This is a genomic window from Pedobacter nutrimenti (genome assembly GCF_032678445.1).
In the GTDB taxonomy this organism is placed as follows: domain Bacteria; phylum Bacteroidota; class Bacteroidia; order Sphingobacteriales; family Sphingobacteriaceae; genus Pedobacter; species Pedobacter nutrimenti_A.
Map to the genome: position 1 here is coordinate 246,073 of NZ_JAVTSQ010000009.1, position 22,687 is coordinate 268,759.

The 22,687-nt window shown below is 40.5% G+C and carries 16 protein-coding genes, 1 tRNA gene and 1 pseudogene; 14 read left to right on the forward strand and 4 right to left on the reverse strand.

All coding sequences use genetic code 11. The features are described 5' to 3' along the window. Positions 1 to 10: 10 nt before the first annotated feature. Positions 11 to 1,516 (reverse strand): F0F1 ATP synthase subunit beta, encoded by a 1,506-nt coding sequence (gene atpD, locus R2S08_RS17780; protein WP_316836392.1) that lies wholly within the window; start codon positions 1,514 to 1,516, stop codon positions 11 to 13. Positions 1,517 to 1,687: 171 nt separating this feature from the next. On the opposite strand from atpD, the gene R2S08_RS17785 reads away from it, so the two are divergent. Next, positions 1,688 to 2,590 carry an SDR family oxidoreductase gene (locus tag R2S08_RS17785; RefSeq protein WP_316836393.1) on the forward strand — a complete coding sequence of 301 codons (903 nt, stop codon included), beginning with the start codon at positions 1,688 to 1,690 and terminating at the stop codon, positions 2,588 to 2,590. Positions 2,591 to 3,160: 570 nt separating this feature from the next. Here R2S08_RS17785 and R2S08_RS17790 read toward each other — a convergent pair. After that, on the reverse strand, positions 3,161 to 3,553 hold the full coding sequence (locus tag R2S08_RS17790; RefSeq protein WP_316836394.1) for a VOC family protein: 393 nt from the start codon (positions 3,551 to 3,553) through the stop codon (positions 3,161 to 3,163). Between the two features lie 260 nt (positions 3,554 to 3,813). Between R2S08_RS17790 and R2S08_RS28900 the strand changes: the two are divergent. From R2S08_RS28900 to R2S08_RS17840, 11 genes and pseudogenes are all read left to right on the forward strand, one after another. Then, positions 3,814 to 3,894: pseudogene (locus R2S08_RS28900) on the forward strand (hypothetical protein); the annotation flags it as partial. 52 nt (positions 3,895 to 3,946) lie between these two features. Further along, the gene (locus tag R2S08_RS17795; protein WP_316836395.1) at positions 3,947 to 4,357 is read left to right on the forward strand and encodes a hypothetical protein; all 411 of its coding nucleotides are present in this window, start codon (positions 3,947 to 3,949) and stop codon (positions 4,355 to 4,357) included. 136 nt (positions 4,358 to 4,493) lie between these two features. Next, positions 4,494 to 5,069: an RNA polymerase sigma-70 factor gene (locus tag R2S08_RS17800; protein WP_316836396.1), complete on the forward strand. Its 576-nt coding sequence runs from the start codon at positions 4,494 to 4,496 to the stop codon at positions 5,067 to 5,069. Positions 5,070 to 5,145: 76 nt separating this feature from the next. After that, positions 5,146 to 6,276: a FecR family protein gene (locus R2S08_RS17805; RefSeq protein WP_316836397.1), complete on the forward strand. Its 1,131-nt coding sequence runs from the start codon at positions 5,146 to 5,148 to the stop codon at positions 6,274 to 6,276. Positions 6,277 to 6,409: 133 nt separating this feature from the next. Further along, positions 6,410 to 9,961 carry a SusC/RagA family TonB-linked outer membrane protein gene (locus R2S08_RS17810; RefSeq protein ID WP_316836398.1) on the forward strand — a complete coding sequence of 1,184 codons (3,552 nt, stop codon included), beginning with the start codon at positions 6,410 to 6,412 and terminating at the stop codon, positions 9,959 to 9,961. A gap of 11 nt (positions 9,962 to 9,972) precedes the next feature. Beyond that, the gene (locus tag R2S08_RS17815) at positions 9,973 to 11,361 is read left to right on the forward strand and encodes a RagB/SusD family nutrient uptake outer membrane protein (RefSeq protein WP_316836399.1); all 1,389 of its coding nucleotides are present in this window, start codon (positions 9,973 to 9,975) and stop codon (positions 11,359 to 11,361) included. A gap of 17 nt (positions 11,362 to 11,378) precedes the next feature. After that, positions 11,379 to 12,584 (forward strand): TlpA disulfide reductase family protein, encoded by a 1,206-nt coding sequence (locus R2S08_RS17820; protein ID WP_316836400.1) that lies wholly within the window; start codon positions 11,379 to 11,381, stop codon positions 12,582 to 12,584. Between the two features lie 179 nt (positions 12,585 to 12,763). Beyond that, on the forward strand, positions 12,764 to 13,417 hold the full coding sequence (locus R2S08_RS17825) for a VOC family protein (protein ID WP_316836401.1): 654 nt from the start codon (positions 12,764 to 12,766) through the stop codon (positions 13,415 to 13,417). A gap of 125 nt (positions 13,418 to 13,542) precedes the next feature. Further along, positions 13,543 to 14,406, forward strand: coding sequence for an OmpA family protein (locus tag R2S08_RS17830; RefSeq protein ID WP_316836402.1), 864 nt, complete (start codon positions 13,543 to 13,545; stop codon positions 14,404 to 14,406). Between the two features lie 293 nt (positions 14,407 to 14,699). Beyond that, the gene (locus R2S08_RS17835; protein ID WP_133780114.1) at positions 14,700 to 14,972 is read left to right on the forward strand and encodes a CBS domain-containing protein; all 273 of its coding nucleotides are present in this window, start codon (positions 14,700 to 14,702) and stop codon (positions 14,970 to 14,972) included. A 733-nt stretch (positions 14,973 to 15,705) separates the two neighbouring features. After that, a tRNA-Arg gene (locus R2S08_RS17840) sits at positions 15,706 to 15,779 on the forward strand. 87 nt (positions 15,780 to 15,866) lie between these two features. On the opposite strand, the gene R2S08_RS17845 is transcribed toward R2S08_RS17840, so the two are convergent. Continuing rightward, a complete protein-coding gene (locus tag R2S08_RS17845; protein ID WP_316836403.1) occupies positions 15,867 to 18,260 on the reverse strand; it encodes a patatin-like phospholipase family protein in 2,394 nt (797 codons plus the stop codon). A gap of 222 nt (positions 18,261 to 18,482) precedes the next feature. Here R2S08_RS17845 and R2S08_RS17850 point away from each other — a divergent pair, with 222 nt between their 5' ends. Further along, positions 18,483 to 19,052, forward strand: coding sequence for a hypothetical protein (locus R2S08_RS17850; protein ID WP_316836404.1), 570 nt, complete (start codon positions 18,483 to 18,485; stop codon positions 19,050 to 19,052). A 774-nt stretch (positions 19,053 to 19,826) separates the two neighbouring features. Here R2S08_RS17850 and R2S08_RS17855 read toward each other — a convergent pair. Further along, positions 19,827 to 21,173 (reverse strand): alpha-L-fucosidase, encoded by a 1,347-nt coding sequence (locus R2S08_RS17855; RefSeq protein WP_316836405.1) that lies wholly within the window; start codon positions 21,171 to 21,173, stop codon positions 19,827 to 19,829. A gap of 296 nt (positions 21,174 to 21,469) precedes the next feature. Here R2S08_RS17855 and R2S08_RS17860 point away from each other — a divergent pair, with 296 nt between their 5' ends. Continuing rightward, positions 21,470 to 22,666, forward strand: a complete 1,197-nt coding sequence (locus R2S08_RS17860) for a winged helix-turn-helix domain-containing protein (protein WP_316836406.1) — start codon at positions 21,470 to 21,472, stop codon at positions 22,664 to 22,666. Positions 22,667 to 22,687: the final 21 nt, after the last annotated feature.

The following is a 22,687-nucleotide window of genomic DNA, read 5'->3' on the forward strand; positions in this document are numbered from 1 at the left end:
TACGCTACAATTAAGCGTTTGCTTCAGCTAATAGTTTTTTACCTTTTTCAATAGCATCTTCAATGCTACCTACCAAGTTAAATGCAGCCTCAGGATATTCATCAACTTCACCATCCATAATCATGTTGAATGCTTTGATGGTATCTTTGATGTCAACCAATACACCTTTTAATCCGGTGAACTGCTCTGCTACGTGGAAAGGCTGAGATAAGAAACGTTGAACACGACGTGCGCGGTGAACGGTTAATTTATCTTCCTCAGATAATTCGTCCATACCAAGGATGGCGATGATATCTTGTAGTTCTTTATAGCGTTGCAGGATTTCTTTAACACGTTGAGCAGTGTTGTAATGCTCATCACCTAATACTGCAGGAGACAAAATACGTGAAGTAGAATCCAGTGGATCTACGGCAGGGTAGATACCAAGCTCAGAGATCTTACGTGAAAGTACTGTAGTTGCATCCAAGTGGGCAAATGTTGTTGCCGGAGCCGGGTCAGTTAAATCATCCGCAGGTACATAAACCGCCTGTACAGATGTAATTGAACCACGTTTTGTTGAAGTGATACGCTCTTGCATCAGACCCATCTCTGTTGCTAATGTAGGTTGATAACCTACCGCAGAAGGCATACGACCCAAAAGTGCCGATACCTCAGAACCTGCCTGGGTAAAACGGAAAATGTTGTCAACGAAGAAAAGGATATCTTTACCAGCGCCTTCACCATCACCATCACGGAAGTATTCCGCTACAGTTAGTCCTGATAAGGCAACACGTGCACGTGCACCAGGAGGCTCGTTCATTTGACCGAATACCAAAGTAGCTTTAGATTCCTTTAATTTTTCAGTGTCAACTTTAGATAAGTCCCATCCGCCTTTTTCCATAGAATGAAGGAAGTCCTCGCCATAGTTGATTACACCAGATTCGATAAACTCACGCAAAAGGTCATTACCTTCACGTGTACGCTCACCTACACCGGCGAATACAGAAAGACCAGAGTGCGCTTTGGCAATGTTGTTTACCAGCTCCATGATCAATACCGTTTTACCTACACCCGCACCACCAAACAAACCGATTTTACCACCTTTTGCATAAGGCTCTAATAAATCGATAACTTTAATACCGGTAAAAAGAACTTCTGTTTCAGTAGATAACTCGTCAAATCTGGGAGGAGCATTGTGGATAGCTTTACCATTGGATTTATCGATGGTATTGATACCATCAATAGCATCACCAACAACATTGAATAAGCGACCTTTGATTTGTTCTCCTGTTGGCATTTTGATCGGTGCACCAGTGTCTACTACTTGCATACCGCGAACTAAACCATCGGTTGAATCCATTGCGATTGCACGTACACGGTCTTCACCAAGGTGCTGTTGAACTTCTAAAACGATCTTCTGTCCGTTTTCTTTTTGAATCTCTAGGGCCGAGAAAATTTTAGGTAACTGAGCATCGTCAGCAAAACTTACGTCAACTACCGGTCCTATAATCTGCGCTATCTTTCCAATGTTAGGCATATATTGTTTTGGGTAAAATTATAAATATCAATTTGTTAAAGGCTGTTTTAAAGCCCGTAATTTGGTTCGCAAAGTTAAGAGTTTTCAACTTAAATTTTATATATAAATAAAAAGTTTTTCAACAGTTTATTTATTGATACTTTAGACTGCATAAAAACCTGTTCTATATTCATGAAAACGATACTTGTTACTGGTAGTAATGGCCTTTTGGGTCAGAAGATTACAGAAAGAAATCTGCATTTTAAACAATTTAACTTGATAGCGACGGCGAAAGGAGCAAATCGTTTTCCCTCGTCTGAGGAATATACTTATGCGGAAATGGATATCCTGAACCCGGAGCAGGTAAGGGCGGTTGTGGATAAATTTCGGCCCGATGCGATCATTCATACGGCAGCATTAACCAATGTGGATACTTGCGAAACAGAGCGGGAACTGGCGGATGCATTGAACGTTACTGCAGTAAAAACCCTGGTTGGCATTTGTGAGGAACTGGGTATTCAACTGGTACATGTATCTACTGATTTTGTTTTTGATGGTTTAGATGGTCCTTACGATGAACAGGCCGTTCCTAATCCTGTAAGTTATTATGGTCTGACGAAACTTAGAGCAGAGGAAGTTGTGCAAGAGGCAACTTGTACATGGGCGATTTTAAGGACCATTATTGTTTATGGTATTGTGCAGGACATGAGCCGGAGTAATATTGTGCTTTGGGCAAAGGGGGCATTAGAGAAGGGGGAGCCGATCAATGTGGTGAACGACCAGTGGCGGATGCCAACTTTGGCGGAGGATCTGGCGGATTGTTGTTTGCTTGCGGTAGAGAAGCAGGCGCAGGGGATTTATAATGCGAGTGGGAAAGATATGATGAGTATTGTGGAGCTGGTGTATAAGGTTGCTGATTTTTGGGGATTGGATAAGGGTTTGATTAGGGAGGTGAGTGGGGCGAGTTTGAACCAGAGGGCTAAACGTCCTGGAAGGACTGGATTTATATTGGATAAGACGATAAGGGATTTGGGGTATAAGCCGCATAGTTTTGAAGAGGGATTGGTGGTGTTGAACGGGCAATTGGGTTTGTAGGGAGGTGAATTTTTTGGAAAATTCTGTACAGCTGCTTCAAGACTAACGATATCAGGCGGGCCGAAGAAGCCCGCAGATCTCTGAGGTCTTTCCGCAGCGTACGAGAATTTTCCTTAGCAAATTGCAGAGGAGGGTGGTGACCGGGTATGGCGCATGGACTAGGTATGGCGCATAGACTAGGTATGGTGTATAAACTAGGTATGGTGCGGAGCGGGTTATGGATGGGGGCTGGATTATACCTGGCTTTGTGTTAGTTGTTCGATGATCCGGCCTTCTAGCGCCGATTGTCCGGTAAAAGTACTTGTTTACCTAAGTTACGGCGCAGAAGCGGCGGAGAAGTGACGAACCAAGACGGAGCCAGGGACAATTTAGGACGGGACAAGCTTGGGGTTGCTGTCCTATAGCTTTGTTGTATTTCTGTATCTGTAAGTGTGGTTCAAGTTGATGAACAGATCGGACAAGGGAAATGAATTTTGTTTTTCTTTTAAACCTTTTGATGTGCGCTGAGTCAAAGATTTGAGAGCGTTAATTTGGCGGGTCACTTCGGAACGTGAGGTGGCTCGCTTTTTTTTAAGGTTTCATTTTTTCTAGGATTGACAGGATATTTCCTGCGGGGTCCTTAAACCAGGCAATTTTGGGGTTTCCGTCGAGAATGCCTCTTTCATCTGTTTTCAAGTGTTCTTCATTGTAGATTTCAAATTGTACGCCGAGGTCGTTCAGATCGTTAACAGCGGATTCTACATTGTTTACGTTGAAATTTAGTACAGTAAAAGTTGCTGGTTGATGATTTGGTTTAGGATAGATCATAACCGGAAGGCTGTCTTTTAGGTGTAGTGTGAGTAATCCGTTGGATTCTTCCACCTCTAATCCAAGGATATCATTGTAAAAGGTTTTTGCTTTTTGCAGGTCATTGACTGAAAAGCTGCTGAAAGCGGCAGTGTTTTTAAACAGGTTCTTTTTCATGGCACTTGGTATGAAGTAATAGAGTAGATGCATATGGCTAATTTACAACATCTGAGAAATAAAAAACGACAGCAAATGAGACAATTATGAGGCTTTTTGCGACAGGATATGAATATTGCTCCGTATGGTTGCTGGCTTAAAACAGTTAGGGAATTTAGGAAAGCAATTGTAATTATAAAAGCAGGTCAACCCGAAGTTTTACAGATGGTAGAAAGATTCAGACCGATACCTTCTGCCACTGAAGTGCTGATCAAGTCTTTCCAATGCAGCAGGCGGCCCAGGCTCATGAGTTGATGGAAAGCAGTGCGCACATTGGAAAGGTGATGCTGAGTTTGGATTAACTGGTTATAATACAGATGTATTTACATATGTTTACCTTAAATAACTGACTTTATGAAAACGCTGACAAAATCACCCCTGCTTATTCTTTTACTGTTCATGATGCTGGCCGGCTGTAAAACGACGAAATCTTTAGAATCTAAATTGAATGGTCAATGGGAATTACGGCATGTTAAAGGCATACAAGTAGCTAATGTGGATCCGAATTTCCCTAAAGGGAACGGTTATATCCTGAAATTTGACAATGGAAAGCTTGAAAAGTATGCGAAAGGAAAGTTGGAAGAGAGCGATGATTATACGGTTAAGGAAGAAAAAACCAGGATCAATAACAGCGAGGTGATGTATACTATCTTCTTTAAAAAATCGAATTCCACTAAGCATTTTAATATTTCTGACCAGAAGCTGGTGATATTTGATGGGGAGCTTGCTGCGGATGGAACAGAATCTGCTTATGAAAAGTTATAAAAAGAAGATTTTGTTGGTTCTGCAGAAAATTTGATAATTCTTTAGCAGTAAAGACAAAAAATAATACCTTTAAAAAATCAATTTTAACGTTAACGTGCTCCATTAACTGTAAAAGCTTAACTGACGGATTAATATAATGGCTTCTTATAGTTCATTTAGCGACATGGAATTAACGGCTTTGTTAAAGAAGGGGGACCATGAGGCCTTTGTAGAAATTTACAACAGGTTTAAGGCCCCGCTCTATGTTCATGCCTATAATAAGTTAAGAAATACAGAGGAAGCTAAAGATACCATACAGGAACTGTTTACCAAGCTATGGAACAACCGCGAATCGCTTACGCTAACGCATGACCTGATCTCCTATCTCTATGCCGCAGTGCGAAACAGGGTTTTCCGGCAGATTGAAAGAAAGGGGCTGGAGTCGGGCTATATCAGTTCTATTCAGCATACTATCCAGAGCGGATATAATTTTACAGATCATCAGGTACGGGAGAAGCAGCTTTCTGCGATTATTGAAAAAGAGATTGAAGCTTTGCCTGCTAAAATGAAAGAGGTATTTGTGCTGAGTCGAAAGATGAATTTGAGTCACAAGGAAATCGCTGAACATTTAGGTATTGCTGAGCCTACAGTAAAAAAACAGGTAAACAATGCGTTAAAGATACTCAGGGTAAAACTGGGCATTTTTGTGTATTTAATATTTTTATTAAAATAATTTCTTTTTCTCTACGCCCAATCTACTTTTCGGGTATCATACATATAACAGACAAAATAAGGAAGTTTGTGGGGCTATGAATAAAGAAGAGGTTTTCGAACTGATCAGAAGATATAATGAAGGGAAATGCACGGAGCAGGAGCAAAGTTTGCTGGAAACCTGGTACGTGAACCAATTTCCTGCACCTGCCGAAGAGCTTGCTGAATTTAAACTGGAGCAGGATCTTCATGATATTCTTTGTGCCTTACCTAAACCAGACAGAAAAATGAAGCTTTGGTATAAGATTGCTGCAGCTGCGGCTGTTTTGCTGGTGATGGGGACAGGATATTTTTATATGGAGCGACACGCTGCTGAAAATAAGGATCAGATTTATGTAAGAAGTGATATAAAACCAGGAGGAAACAAGGCTGTAATTACGCTGGGAAATGGAAAAACGATCGATTTGAACAAGGCGGGAACCGGAATACTGAGTCATGAGGCGGGTTTGGTCATTACAAAAACGGCTGGTGGGCAGGTCATATGCAAGCTTGATCCATATGCAGCAAAGGAATCTTCTTTGATGACGATTACTACTCCCAGAGGTGGGGCTTATATGCTGGAGTTACCAGATGGAACAAAGGTTTGGTTAAATGCAGCATCTTCTTTACAATACTTGCCTGCAAGGGCTAAGGCAGCAGAGCGACGAGTAACACTTCGGGGAGAAGCTTATTTTGAAGTTGCTAAAGATAAGGCCAGACCATTTTTTGTGGAGACAGCTCAGCAGGTGGTTAAGGTTTTGGGAACACATTTTAATGTGAGCGCGTATGAGGAAGACCTAAGTACCAGAACGACCTTATTTGAGGGATCCGTATGGGTACATGAATCCGGACAAGGGGTTGAATCTGTTGGGCGCCAGGCCATCCTGATGCCCGGCCAACAATCTTTATGGACGCCTAAAGGATTTAAAATTGCGGCTGCGGATGTTAAAGAGGCCTTGGCCTGGAAAAATGGCTATTTTATTTTTAATGAAGAAACACTGGGCAGCATTATGCAAAAGGTGTCCAGATGGTATAACATAGATGTTGTTTTTAAAGATAATTTAGAAAAAACATCATTTATTGGAGTGATCTCCAGATCGAAGAATCTGGCCTCTGTGCTGCAGTTGCTCCAGGAAACAGGAAATGTTCATTTCAAAATGGAAGGAAGGAGCGTAATCGTTATGAAATAAAAAACTACAACTCAAAAAAGGGTAGTTAAAGATAGCCGGGAAAGATCCGACCCTCTCCCGGCAGCAGTTTGAGCTTACCCGTTAAAACCGTATTAACAATTATCAACAACCTAAACCCAAACCAATCAAATATATGATTTATTATCATCATGGGAACAGCCCTTGTCCGGGTGTTCTCAAAAAATGGATTATGCGGATTAACCTGACCATTATCGCTATGATCGCTTTCTTTCTCCAGGTCAGTGCAGGCAGTTATGCACAACGGATCACCCTGAATGAAAGAAATGCTTCATTTGAAACCATCATAAACAGTATACAGGCCCAGAGTGGCTATGATTTTATTGGCAACACGAACCTGATTAAGAATGCAAGGCCAATTAGCATTCATGTAACGCAGGTGAGTCTGAAGGAAGCTCTTGATCTGTGTTTTGCAGACCAGCAACTGGTCTATGTATTAAAGGACCGAACGTTAGTGGTTAAAGAAAAGCCCGTTTCTGTTGTGGAAAAGGTATTGGATTTTTTTAATGCCGCAGATATAGAAGGTAAAGTGACGGATGAAAAAGGGGCTCCTTTGGTAGGGGCAACGATCCGGGTAAAAGATACACGGAGATCTGTCGCAACCAATGTTAACGGGGAATTCTCCCTGAGAAACATAGATGAAAATGCGATCATACAGATTTATTATATAGGCTACAAGACCCGGGAGCTGACCGTAAAGTCATTGAAGACTTATTCCGTAATCAAACTGGAGGTGAATACCGGTGAATTGGATGAGGTAGCAGTAACTTATACTGGTTATCAGAAAATCAAAACGGAACAGCTGACCGGATCTGTGAGTTCTATCAATACAAAAGCATACGAATCCGTGATTACCACGAATAATTTCCTGCAGGGTCTCCAAAATAAATTACCAGGTCTGTTGATCAATAATGATCTGAAATTTGAAGGTAATTCATTATTTCAGGTTAGAGGTGTTTCAACCATATCGGCCAACAAACAGCCTCTGGTGGTGGTTGATGGCTATCCAACAGAACTTACCCTGGATGCGATAAATCCCAATGAAATAGAATCTGTAACCTTATTGAAAGATGCCGCTGCAGCAGCTATTTATGGTGTACGGGCTTCTAATGGGGTGATCATTGTGGAACGTAAAAAAGCAAAAAGAGGGGATACCAAATTTGAATTCCGGAGTACACTGAGCATGACCCCGAAGGAAGATTATACTACTTACAGATTGGCACCTGCAAAAACACCGATGAATTACAGAATTGATTCCTATTACAGGAATGGTGGGCAAGGCCGCGATTATTATATTAAAAACCCGGGGTTGTATGCTCCTGGAACAGAGCCTATGCTGGATCTTTCTGCCATGAAAAACCCGACAAAAGCGGATACCCTGGCTATGGTTCAAAAAATGAATGCCATTTATGATTACGACAATACCAAGGATTTCAGCAGGTTATTTGAACAGAACAAAGTAACCCAGCAATATGATTTCAATCTTTCAGGAGGTTCAGACAAAGCGCTGTATTTTATATCCTCCAATTTTACCAGGAACCAGTTTTCTTCCCTGAAAAATGATGACCGGAAATTTTTGCTTTCGGGTCGGGGAACCTATAATTTTAACAGTAAACTTTCTTTCCGGCTGACAGCAGATTTTAGCCAGTCCAGGGCAAACGCTGCGCCCAAATACAACTATACTGATTTTGCATCCTTTGAACGTTTTCAGGACAGCAATGGGAACGCACTGCCTTCTTTTGCCGGTTCGTCTACTAATCCATTATATAATCCTGGTATAATGGCTTTGGGTTATTATGATAACCTGAATTATCCCTTAACAGAATTGAATGAAGAGCGTGACATCAACAAGCTGACCATGAATAAGATTGTTGGTGATCTGAGTTATAAAATAATCCCTGACCTGACATTGACCCTAGGGGGTGTATATGAATATAGCAGTCAGAACAAATTACATTATGCTTCGGAAAATTCATCACAAAGCCGGCAGTATGTGAATTACTACAGTGAACTGAAGAACGGGAGCATTTTGTTTAACCTTCCACGGGGAGGATATCAGACGACAACGGTTGCCAGTACTTTAGGTTATACGTTTCGGGGCCAGCTGAGTTATAATAAAAAATTGAATGAAGACCACTCCCTTAACCTCATCGCTGGTGCGGAAATGCGCAAAATAGTGAATGAAGCCAGCAGTTTTGCGAATTTCGGATATAATGAACAGACTATGCTGCAAATGCCCGTTGATTATACCAAGATCCTTGGGACTGATTACTGGCCGAACTCAAGGTTTCCGCAGAATCCAGCATTAAGGTATACCAATTTGTTTAATAAGGCCTACCAGGAGGACAGATATGTTTCTGGTTATTTTAATGGTGTGTATGCCTATCGGTCCAAGTATATCCTTTCGGCCAGTTTACGTATAGACCAGTCCAATTTATTTGGTACCGATCCTAAATATCAGTTCAAGCCGCTCTGGTCAGTCGGGGCTGCCTGGAATATCGAAAAGGAAGCTTTTATGAAATCGCTGACCTGGGTAAACAGTCTGAAGCTTCGTCTGTCTGAAGGCTTTAACGGAAATGTATCTAAAGAAAGTCTGCCTCAGATTGTTGCGAAATATGCATTGAATAATCGTACGCAGCCGAATGCGACCTCATTGAATATCATCAGCCTTGAAAATAGTTCGTTGCGATGGGAAGAAACCAATAATTTTAATGCCGGACTGGATTTTACCTTGTTCAACAGGATTTCCGGAAGCATAGATTATTATTTGAAAAAGAGCAAAGATCTATTGGCTAATGCTGCAATAGATCCGACGAAAGGTGCTGCAGCGACAATCCTGAACTCTGCCAGAATTGAAAATAAAGGCCTCGAATTTACCCTTAACGGTGACTGGATCCAGCGCAAAGACTTTAATTGGAATACCGGAGTTGCTTTCAGTTACAATACGAGTAAAGTCATTGATGTATATCAGAACAATCTTAAATACAATTATCAGTATGTTGATGGTTCAGTTGCTGCAAATTACATTGTGGGTTATCCGGTGGGCTCTATGTTCAGTTATCGCTTTGCAGGGCTGAATTCACTTGGCCTGCCAACGGTATATGACCAGAATCACAATGCAAAACAGCTCAGCTATATCAGTAATGATGAGGGGATCCGCGATCTGGATTATTCTGGTAACAGTATCCCCGCCTATACCCTTGGTATGAGTAACCGCTTTGATATAGGACCTTTTTACCTCTATTTTATGGTAGATTTCAATGCCGGGTTCAAAACACGGATACCAAGACCGTCACCAGGTGCTATGCGGCCGATGGAGGGCGCAGAAAATTATTTCAGAAATCCGGGTGATGAAAAGAATACGGATGTAATGGGCTTCCCTGGAACCTATAGTTACGATAGCAATCGCATATATTCCGTTTACAATAACTCTGATACCTATGTGGTGAATGCGGCCTATCTGTTGTTAAGGGATGTGACGGCTTCTTACAGATTGAATTCTACCTTCCTGAAACGCATTGGGTTCAGCAATTTTGAACTCAAGGCCCAGGGTACAAATTTATATACACATGGTTTTAACAAATATAATTACAGCGTGATCACGGGTTCTTATATGAGAAGAAATCTTGTGCCAACATTCACTTTAGGTTTATTTACCAATTTTTAATATTCCATATCATGATTTTTCATAAACACTATATACTGGCTTTTCTTCTGATCCTGGTTTGTGGTACTTCCTGCAAGAAGTTTCTGGATATAGAGCCTAGGGGAAAGGTAATGCTAAAGACCATTTCCGATTTTGACCTGCTTTTAAATGGAAGGGGATTAACCTCAAGTGGTAATTCCTATCTGAATTTAATGACGGACGAATGTGATAAACCTGCTATTAAGTCGGATGATTACAGTTCTGATGCTTTATCCTACCTGTGGCAGGAACAATTAACTGCAGATGCAGGTAAACCCCCTGTGATCTGGACAGAGGCTTATACGAATATTTATGTATACAATGCGGTGATCAACCAGGTAGAAAATGCTACTACAGGATCGGTACTGGAAAAAAAGAAGCTGAAAGCAGAAGCTTTGCTGGGGCGGGCATTTGAATATCTCTATCTGGTGAATATGTATGCAAAACCTTATAACAAGGCTACTGCTGATGTGGATTTGTCAGTCCCTTTTGTCAATTCCACAGACATCACTACGAAAACGCCGGCCAGGGCTACCGTTAACTTTATGTACAACCAGATCCTAAACGACATCAATGCTGCGCTTCCGGACCTGATGAAAGGGAATAATCCGAATAAGTTCCGGGGGTCCGTAAATGCAGCCTATAGTGTACTCGCAAGGGCCTATTTCTGGAAGAATGACTATACGGAGGCGGAAAAGTATGCTGTACTGGCGCTTGCTGATCCTGCCAACGGCTTGCTGGACCTGAATACTTTTGCTGCCCCAGGCGATATGCCGGCAATGATTGCGAGTAAACAGGAAATTTATGCAAGGTACGGAACAACTCCCATACAGACCCTGGCCTCAGATATCAATTTCCTGAAAACCTTCAGCGAGGGGGACCTTCGTTTGAAAATGTATTATGTGAATGTGAGTTTGAATTATGCCCCTGTAGAAACGATTGATTTTACCAAACTGAAAAGAGGGGATATCCTGTTTTACCCCCAGGGACCGGTACCAAGTTTCGGAACTTCTGTAGCTGAAATGAAACTCATCATTGCAGAGGCTGCTGCAAGGAGCGGTAATCTTAGTCTTGCCCTTACACATCTAAATGAATTGAGGCTTTCCCGAATGAGTAACAAAAAGCCTTATCAGCCTTATGAATCGTCAGATCCGGAAATGGTGCTTCAGCAAATTTTAATGGAAAGAAGACATGAGCTTGCATCAAGTGGAATGAGATGGATAGATATGCGCAGGCTTGATGTAGAAAAAAGAATTCCTGCGATAAACCGCTTCGATGCGAATGGAAAGATTATTATGACCCTGCAGCCCAACAGCAAGCAATATGTGCTGAAGATCCCGACTAATGTTTTAGGTTTTAACCCGGACATGCCTCAGAATTAAATAAACCTGGATTGAAAATGATGAAACTAAACAAACGAATGATATTGCTTCTCCTGGCTTTGTACGGAGGAGCACCGATGGTGAACGCTCAATCTTTCTCCATTGCAGGAAAGCTTGCTGATGCTAAAATGGCTCTTGACCAAATGATCTATCTGAAATTCAAACAAAATGGAAAAGAGATCAAAGACAGTACCCAAATGGTTAATGGGGCTTACGCCTTTAAGGGCACAATTCTTTATCCTGTTAAGGCTATACTCCAGTTAAAGGTACCTGACAGTATAGAAAGTTATTATAATACGAGACATTTTTTAAAAGAATATAGTTGCACTTTCTATCTGGAAAGAGGAACTATAACCGCAGATTCCAGAAAAACGCTGGATCAGAGCCTTGTTAAAGGCTCGCGGGCAGATGCAGATGCCAAGGAGCTTGAGGTAATACTTAAGCCATATTATAAGGAAGGGGATATGCTGTATAAGCAAGAAGGCAGGCAGGCATATGAGCGAAAGGATAGTGTTGCAATAGCAGTTTATACTAAAAAGATGTATGTCAGTGAAAGTCGGATGGACTCGGTAAGGAAAGACTTTATGCTTTCTCATTTACAATCGGGTGTTGCATTGGATATGTTAATGGAGTATACCCGGAGTTTAATGGATCCGAGAGAAATTGAACCTTTATTTAACCAGTTGGAGCCCTCTTTAAAAGCTTCGGATGAAGGTAAAGCTTATTGGACCCGAATTCAGGAGGCCAAAAGAACAGCAATAGGTACAATTGCTCCTGATTTTGTATTGAAGGACAGTGAAGGTAAAGAAATGAGTTTATCCTCGTTGAAAGGCAAATTAGTTCTGCTGGATTTCTGGGGAAGCTGGTGTTATCCCTGCCGGGCCAGCCATCCTCACCTTAAAAAGCTATATCAGGAGTATAAAAACATGGGCTTTGAAATTTTAGGGGTTTCCAGTGAGTCTGGTAAAGCTGAGGAAGATTATAAAAAATGGACCACAGCAATTAATGAAGATGGTATGAACTGGCTGAATGTTCTGAGCAACACCAGCAGATCGGAGCGATCAAGAGGGATATTGAATCAATATAGTGTCACCGTATTTCCCACAAAAATATTAATTGATAAAAATGGAGTGATCTTAAAGCGTTTTGCAGGAAATACTCCGGAAAATGCAAGGTTGCTGGATCAGAATGTAAAGGATTATCTGGAGGGCCATAAACTGTAAAATGTTGTCATCTGAGAACGCTCAGTCATGAAGCGGTTAAGGCAGGTGCTTTAACCGCTTTATTATTTATAACCAGGTTTTGGAGTTGAAAAATAAAACCGAAATCACTGTTGATCATTTCCTGGCTTCTATTGCCAGATAGGAGGAGATTTTTCTTATCATTGTAGAAATACAGAAAGATGAAGCTTCAGGAAATTAAACTTAGTACAAACGATATTAACGCAACCGCCTCTTTTTATAAAGAAGTCTTACAACTGGAGCCCATCTTCAATGAAGATTACAGCATTAGTATTGAAGCAGGGCGGTCGGTTCTGACTTTTGTACAAAATGATGATATCGAAACGCCTGTATACCATTTTGCTTTTAATATTCCCCAGAATCAGCTTGAACAGGCTATTGAATGGGCAAAAGGAAGGGTTGAATTATTGAGTCTTCCTGAAAATAAAGTGATTGCAGACTTTGAGAACTGGAATGCAAAAGCAATTTATTTTCTGGATAATAATGGAAATATACTGGAGTTTATAGCCCGTTATGATTTGCGGAACAAATCGGATCAGGCTTTCTCGACGCAGGCCATAGAATGCATCAGTGAGATAGGAATTGCTGACGACCAGGTATCCGAGCTGGCTGATCAATTGATAGCCGCCTATGGTTTACCTGTATTTGCGAAACAGCCCCGGGATGAAAAATTTACTGCACTGGGCGATGACCAGGGTTTGTTGATTCTTGCTGAGTTTGGCAGGAACTGGTTCCCAACGCAGATTCCGGCCGATAGCTTCCCTATGGAAATCACAATAGACGATAAATACGGAAAAAAGGTATTGTCTTTATAGCAATTTTGATAGGTACAGTGGAAAACCAACCGGGCTGTAGGTACAACGTTGTACACGCTGAAAATACTGTCTTCAAAACAATAATAGAATACCAACTGTTACGTTTTAATACAATATGTAAAATTATGAAATTCCCCATAATACCTTGTATTGCACTTATCGCAGCTGTATTGACTCAGGGCTGTGTCAGCAATAAAAAATTCAATGAGTTACAGGCAAATTATAATCAGTTAAAGGATAAGAATCATGAGCTGAACCAGAAATTTCAGAGCAGTCAGCAGGAACTTTCAGGTTCCAGTACCAGGGTGAAAAGTTTAGAAGAGCAGATTGCGTCAGAACGTTCTAATATAGCGGCACTTCAGGAAGCCCTGAACAATTGTTTAAACAACAGTAAACAGGGAAATGTGAACATCTCTAAACTTGTAGATGAGATCAATGCCTCTAATAAGTATATACAGCATTTGGTGAATGTTAAGAATACCAGCGATTCCCTGAATATGGTTTTGACGAATAATCTGACCCGCTCTTTAAGCAGGGAAGAAATGAGTGATGTAGATGTGAAAGTATTGAAAGGGGTTGTTTATATTTCCTTATCGGATAATATGCTGTATAAATCGGGTAGTTACGAGATTTCAGATAAAGCGGGAGCAACGTTGAATAAGATTGCGAAGATTATTAAAGATTACCAGAATTATGATGTGCTGATCGAAGGTAATACGGATAATGTACCTATTTCGCAGGTTAATATCCGCAACAACTGGGATTTAAGTGCGCTGAGAGCCTCTTCTGTGGTCCAATCCTTGCAGAATAACTATGGGGTAGACCCTAAACGTTTAACAGCGGGTGGAAGAGGAGAGTATAATCCTGTTGCAGGAAATGACAGCGAGGAGGGAAAAGCCAAGAACAGACGCACGCAGATCATCATCACGCCGAAACTGGATCAGTTTATGGAGTTGATTGGGAAGGCTCCCGAGACACCTAAACCTTAAGGAATAAAGGGCACGAGTTAATCGTGCCTTTTTTATGAAAATCAATCTGTAAAAACCAACGCCACTCTGTTGCTTATTCCAGAAAAATGGATATGAAATAGTACAGCCCTCCACCTCAAGCTTCTATTTTCTGATGTAAATGGCCGGAAACTTTATATCGAGATGGACGGTTGAGAGCTAATTATTGCTTCTTTACCTATTGTTTTTGCCTTTCTACCTATTCTTGCTTTTGTGGTGTTTAATCTGGCGGTACTTTTGATAAGTATTTTACACAACACACCTTAATGAAAATCATGTCCCTGATAAATGAGAAGGAAATTTATGTTCCTGAATTTGACGATGCCGTTTCTTTACACCCGGAACAGCTGGTCATTAATGCGTTAGAAGTTTTGCTGGATAATGACCGGGAAGCTTTACCTGTTCGTAAAAACGGGATTTGCGTTGGTATTGTATATACCAAAGATTTAATCTGGTTCCTGACGAACAGCAATAAAGAGTATAATTTGCTCTTTCATAAGTTTAATTTTGATTTGAATACCGCAGTTGCTATGATGCATTTAAAATAAGCCAAGAGCAACTGCGATAAAGTAAACAAATCTTATTGCCACTTTAATATGATTGTTCCCTGGTCTATAAAATAGGCTAGTGTTGTTATGATACACATGAGGCAAACAAACAGGATTAAAAGTCTGTATGCTTCTTTATCTGTCTTTTTTAAAGGTTGTGATTTTTCCTTGTCCATGGTGTTGTCGTATTGTTTGTGAAACTGCGTACCAAAAAAGTGCCTTATTTGAAGGCTTGAATTAAAAGTAGGGTCTATCTTATTTAAACAAACATATTGTTTTTTTTAAGCGATTATTGGTGTTAAAAGGTCTTTCATTTTGAAAGGTATTTTATCAAAATAACAGGGGTAGATAAAAAATAATACTTTTCTAAAACTTTATTTACTACTGTGCGTTTATACAATTGAGAGAGTTAATTTAGATAAGCGGGACACGTTGGACGACGTGTTTCGCTTTTTTATTTTAAAAGAAGATAGCGCTGTTCTTTGAATTTATTACCGAACTTCAATTTCAGGCGGAGAAGATTGAAATACTGAAGAGAAGATTCTAAAGTTTTGTAGAAGTAAAGCATTGGTTACTTTTTTGCTCAGCAATGGAGTGAATTGATCTGCCTGATTTATATTGAATTAGCTTTATTTTAGGTCTGGTTGCCCTATTTTATTTGATTTTTTTTCATAAAAAGTTTTGTTTTTCAATTTCAAACATTACTTTTGCAGTCCGTTAACGAAACGGAAATGCATTTGTAGCTCAATTGGATAGAGCATCTCACTACGGATGAGAAGGTTTGGGGTTCGAATCCCTACAAGTGCACAGAGAGAAGCCTTAGAGAAATCTAAGGCTTTTTGCTTTAATAGAATTTTAATCCCTGTCTTTTGGATTTTTAATGCAACTTATTAACTAAAACTTATATCCAAAAGAAAAATACAACCGCCAAGGCAAACTGATTCCGCCTATTTCTGCCTTACTTATAACAAAATCAACAGGACCTATCGCTGACATATAACCCAAGTGAAGACCATAGCCCCGGTAATCACTATTCCTTTTGAAAACATTGGCAGTAATATTATAACCGTTACCGTCCGCAGCATAATTAAAAGTAGGCGTCAGGTATAATTTTTCCACGGGCGAGTATTGTATAGCTAAAGCAAGAGATAATAAACTTCTTACAGGCACTTCTCCTTGTTTTAATCCGATAAAGTTGAGGTTAGCAGTCATTTCTCTTTCCTCAGTTCCGCCCAGCCTGAAATAATTATTAAGGTAGAGATAACCGTTGGTATTTGCGCCAAAGTTGCTACCGCTATTGACCCCTGCCATAGCAGATACTTTTAGCGCTAAATGACCGATAACTGGAATAGCCAACTGGTCTTTTATGTAAATCCTGGAGACAGTACCGGGCAAACCGGAAGGACTGTAAATGCTGCCATTCGGATTCAAATACTGATAAACCGATGTTGCATTGGAATCATTGGGCTGAGCAAGCGTTAAATGATGATTAAAAGTATATTTAAATTCCGCTTCAAGTTTATTCCCTTTGACCGCGTAATAGGGGCTGGTTAATGTGTTTTGTACAAAGCGGATAAATAGGTTTTGGTTATAATGGGCGTAAAGTTTGTTTTCAGAGTTAAAACGCAATATGGCCGACGCCAGCGATTTTGATTTGTGAATGTTTTCAGCATCATATCCAGTTCCAGCTTCAATATAAGCAGACCGGCTGATGGAATACCCCAGCCCGCCAGTTGATCTGAAATCCTGGTTAAAATAATCCGGTGGTGAGGTATTTATATCACTGGTAGACAGTAGTGATAATAAAACGTCGTTACTTTTAACATTACGATACTCGGCATTTACTTTTACCCATAATTTATTATTATGCGTTAAAAATTTATAATAGTTAACGCGCGATTTAAACCGTTCTGTTGCATCGATGGTAGCTAAAAATCGTGATCGTTTAAATAACAGATCCCGATATGTATAATTTAAAATAATCCCGGCAGACTGATCGGTATCATAATGTATGGCTGCTTTGAAATAACCTCTAATACCCCGTTTAATATGGATGTCCATTTCTAAACCTCCTGCCCTGTTATTAAAAGTGTAATAAACGTTAGTGTAGAAACGGGAGCCGTAAAGCTTTTGTATGGCTAAATCAATTTCGCCAGTGTTATAAAACCGCCCCGGCTTTAATACCCAGGCCCGTTGCAACTGTTCCAGTTCCAGGGGATTCGTGATCGGTTCATTTTTATCGGTAACAAAGTTGTATTTAACCGTAGGTGTTTGTAAGGAGGGCATAACGGGGCGCTCTAATGTTATGCCACTGGCTTTCTGCAAATCGGCAATTTGCTGTAACTCGGGCAAATACTTTTCGGCCGCAATTTTGCCCAGGTTCAGTATCTCCTGATATTTATTAAAATCGTAGGCACTGTAATTGGTCAATAGGTTGCTATAATCTATCAGCAGATCGGTATTGTTTCTTTGCTTTTCTGCCTCATTGACACCACTGAAAGAAAACGCCTGCATCAACTGATTAAGGGGAGAATTCATTTTGTCTTCTTTTAAGAGCTGGAATCCCGTATAGCCACCTATTACATAGTCGGCTCCCATTCTTTTTACTTCGCCGACAGGATAATTACGGTCTACACCACCGTCTACCAGTAATTTTCCATCAATGTACACACTAGAAAACACACCAGGAATAGACATGGTTGCCCTGATGGCCAACGGTAAAGATCCTGATTTTTGAAAGACGGTGCCACCGTTGATAATATCTGTTGTAGCCAGACGTAAAGGAATAAAAAGCTGTGAAAAATCATTGACATTCCTAACCGGGAAAGTCTGGTCATTTAAAAACTCGGAGAGGTATTGTCCTTCAATAGCGGCATCCGGTAGGCGGGGCCTGCCATTTTTTAAAGGAAGTTCAACTAAATAATTCCTATACTCGTCTTTTTCTTCAATATTGATTTGGTTTAAAGGGACTGCGTTGCTTAGTACACGCTCCCATGAAATATGCTTAACAATATCTTCCAATTGCTTGCCGGTGTACCCCATGGCATATAAGCCACCAACAATGCCGCCCATACTGGTGCCTGTAACGTAATTTACTTTTATCCCTAACGAGTCAATCTTTTTAAGCAGACCAATATAAGCTAATCCTTTGGCGCCGCCACCGCTTAGGGTCAGGCCGATTTTTTGAGAAGCCTTATATTTGATGTGTGAAACCGTTTGTGCGAAAGTTCCAAGACTATAACATAAAAGAATGCCTACAATTACCAGTTGGGTTACTTTTTTCTTCATCTGCGCACAGGTGGATAAGGATTAATGAACTTAGCGTCGAAGATATATAATTCTTGAATTAGAAGGTGCATATTTTCTGACCAAAAACCTTGGGATCGGAGCTGAATTGACATCAAAATCCTAAGAATCTTGCAGAAAAATGCTACGCAGGTAACCTATCCGACATGAGATTTTTTAACGCTGTTTTTTAAAATTTGCTAAATTTGGGATAAAATTTAAAACATGAAAAAAATATTTCTCGTAACTTTATTAATGAGTTGTTTTACGCTGGTTAGGGCACAGAAAATAGAAGTTTATGGAGCTTATGGACTAGGCTCTGCACAGGAAATTGTAGATGGTCTGTCTGATATGGCTACTTCATTAGGTTCTGCAGGGTTAGTAGGCAGTAGCACAGACCATCGGTATGGGCCGATCATGGTAGGTATTAATTATTACCTGACCCCGCGTCTGAGTGCTGGTGTATTATACTCAAATACGTCATCAAGATCAGTTATTTCCGGTGCAAATACTGCTGACTCGTATTATAAAAATACTTATAATGTTTTTATGGCTAGAACTGACTACCGATATGTGAATAAGATAATTCAGTTATACTCAGGGATTAGTGTAGGTACATCGTTTACTAAAACCAAGCCCGACAATGTCTCCAATACTAAAACAGCGAGTACTACGGATATTGCTTATCAAATCAATGCTTTCGGTATAAGAGCGGGTAGAAAGATAGGTGCTTTTGCGGAGTTAGGTTTTGGGTATAATGGTATTATAAATCTAGGCGTTTCGGCGAAGTTCTAAAGTTTATTGACCATTCCTTGGTGCTGCGATCGTTGCAGCACTAATAATAGTTTGCCCCCTTAACAATAAATGATACGAAACAAAATCATATTCTTTTTTGCAGAGTTGAGGGTAAAGAGCAGGAACTCGCCGAATTTAGCGCCTTAGAAACACCGCGCCAACCTATTCCGAAAGTAATGACTTAGACATGCATCTCAATGTATGGTCGGGCATTTTTTCCGGGTTGTTGCATTTTGTTTTTATCCCTCATACCAATTTACTCAGATAATTGAGCTGATCAGTACCTATGAAAGTTACTCACGTCTCGAACTGAAAGAAACGGCAGCTCTTAAACTAAAGCTTGAATCTCGTCGTGCAGCTTTGTATGGTAGGAAAGAATAGAGAAACTACGATACTTCAAATTACTCTACTGGAGATTGTATTGCACCATTTGAATTGAATTGTTTAGCACTTGTATGAAACCATTATCGGCCAAATTTTACTATAGAGCCTATTTTTATCCTTTTTTCTTTTTCAAGGTTCGCTTGTATTTTAACGAAAAATCTCTACTAAGGGGTTCCTGGGGAACCAACTCACTAATCCGTGCAATTTTCCTTAAATCATCAATATTTTTTTGAGTTCAGGTCGAAGGGGAGCACTGAAAGCCTTTGAGAAATCCAAGGCTTTTTTGCGTTTTAGGTACTGAAGGAGTAGTTTGTCAGCCTTTCAATTATAACTGAATTCATAAATAGCAACAGGTTAGCCAGATCAGTAATTGAATAACTTACGCACGGCCTAAAAGATAATTTTTAATGCATCTGGCATTCGAGTTCTATCTTTTGGTGGAATTTCGACATATAGGTGATTACCATCTTTTTTAAATTGGAGGGATTTTCCGGTTCTCAATAAAACTACTTTTTTAGGGGTTGAAGAAGTTCCTATTTTCATGGTTCCCTGATAACCAGGTAGTGCAAAAGCATACAGGATATTGTTTTTTACCGTAACTGGTACGTTGGATACTTCTGGGTAATTACCACCTTCGACATCAGCCACAGATTCTTTACTATGTTTCATCCATATCGCCATTTCATTCATTGCGGTTAATGCTGGTTGAGGTACAGCACCATCACCATCCGGCGCAAGATTGGCCAGATAATTACCTCCCCAAGCTCTTAGTTTTATTAGATTGGTGATGACGGTACTAGCCTCATCGTAAGTATCGTTGGTACTGAAGCTCCACCATCTGGTTGGCCAAATAGGATCGCAGGTTTCAAACCAGCCATTAAAACGGTTTTCCGGAAGTTTACCTTCAGAATCTCCATAATCGCCAGCCCCATTGTTTCTGCGGTTAAGTACAATGCCGGGCTGGAGCTTACGTACCTCATCGTTACTTATTTCGCCTGTTCCACCATCAAACCAAAGCAGGTCGATTTTCCCATAATTAGTCAGCAGTTCGCGAACCTGGTTAGCTACCATCTCTTTTCTTTTGATGTCGTGGTCTGCAGGTTTTTGAGGTAATGAGGCGATGGGTTGATGGTTCATATCTAATAAACTACCACTGTAGCTCCAGCTGCGATATTTTCTGTCAAACCACCAATCGGGTGGGGAGTAGTACAGACCAACTTTTAGACCGTATTTCCTACAGGCTTCAATAAACGGCTTTACAAAGTCTCTACCATTTAGCTTGGTTTGAGTGCCCAAGTCACCATATTTGGATGGCCAGAGTGTATAACCATCGTGGTGCTTGGTTGTCAATACCGCGTATTCAAAACCTGCATTTTTAGCCTGTTTGATTATTTCGTCGGGATTATATTTTTGTGGATTCCATTTATCCATCAGGCTATAATAAAAATTGGGTGTTACCGTACCATCATCTGGCCAGGACTTATTGGCCAACATACACCAGGAAATATCTCCACCTCCATAAGTAGATATAGCACCCCAGTGAATAAAAAGTCCTAATCCCGCCTTAGGAAACCACGCTGCCAATGGATCTGGGTTAAACTTTTTAGTTCCTGCTAAGGGATCTGCAGGCATATTTAGCAATTGATGCTGGGCTCTTGCTGCATCATTATTTTGTGCATTAGAAACTGTAATACAAGTAAAAAGGAGGACTGAAAAGCATAGTTCTTTTAAAAGCATATTGATTTTTAAGAAGTTTATTTCTGTTATTTGGACTTGGCTCAACTTAGGTTTTAAACGAATTTACACTAACGTAAGCATACATGAAATATTTTTGTTTATTTATATTAAACTTTGTTTAGTATTTGTTTGGTGTTGAAGAATATTTTATCCCAGGATCAGAAGAAGCAGGAGCGGTAATAAAATTTAAATACGTTTCATAACCCATTTTATATTGGCTCAACAGTGAATTTGGTTAATCTACTTTATTCTGAGTATTTTTGCTTCCTATGCTTCGTAAATAAGCATTCTACCTAATGGAATCTATTGCCCTTACCAAACCACAAGCACGGAAGATCATTCTTACCGCTGCCGGACTCGCCCAAAAGGCACAGTTCGGTACAGGAATTGAGGCTGTTTACCGGGTGATTGACCATCTGGGGTTTGTACAGCTGGATACGAATTATGTTGTAGAGCGTGCACACCACCATGTCATGGCTGCGCGTGTGCCAGATTATCAAACGGAATGGCTGGCTGATCTTTGTGAAGATGGCCGAATTTATGAGTATTTCACTTCTGATGCCGGTTATCTCCCTATGTGCGATTTTCGTTTTTCATTGCCTGTGAAAAAGGCTTTTGAAACACATGGCAAACCGCTCACCAAACCGGAGATCAATTTAATGAAACAGATTTTGGACCGGGTGGAAAGGGAAGGGCCACTCATGGTTGGGGATTTTGAGAACGACCGCCAGGAAGCGAGCTCAGGCTGGTGGGACTGGCGGCCTGCCAAGGTTGCGCTCGAAAGGCTTTACCTCAATGGGGACCTGATGATCAGCCGTACCAAGGCCTTTCAGAAAGTTTATGACTTGCCACTCAATTTAGTGCCTCAGGAAACAGACTTCAACATGCCCACAGAAGAAGAGTATGCCCGTTTCGTCATTTTTCGCACTTTAGGGGCACTAGGTATTGCCTCTGTTAAGGAAATGGCCTGGCGTGCCCGTCGTGTGAAAGGTAACCTGATCAAAAAGGAACTGGAAAAAATGATGCAGACTGGCGAAATAAAAATAGTAGTTGTTGACGGACTGAAAGGTCCATTCTATATGCTCCCTGATCAAAAAGTTGGTCTTGAGTTATCCAATGAGGTCTTCATTCTGTCGCCTTTCGATATCCTCAACGTCTTCCGTCACCGCCTAAAGGATTTCTTTAATTTTGACTACCAGATCGAATGCTTTGTACCTGCCCCCAAACGCCTGTACGGTTATTTTTCACTACCTGTACTCGCTGGAGAAATCTTTATTGCAAGGATAGATGCAAAAGCTGACCGCAAACAAAAAGTCCTGATCGTTCATAACATCCATTTTGAACCGGTTGATCTCGTGCCAGTCATTATTGAAAGGTTTACTCAAGCCTTAAAAGAATTTGTTCAATTCAACCAATGCCGGGACATTGTCTTCAAGCGATCCAATAATGAAATTTACCTGGAAGCGATTCGCAAAGGTTTTCTCAATAAATAAAAAACCGCCCCACTAAGAAGT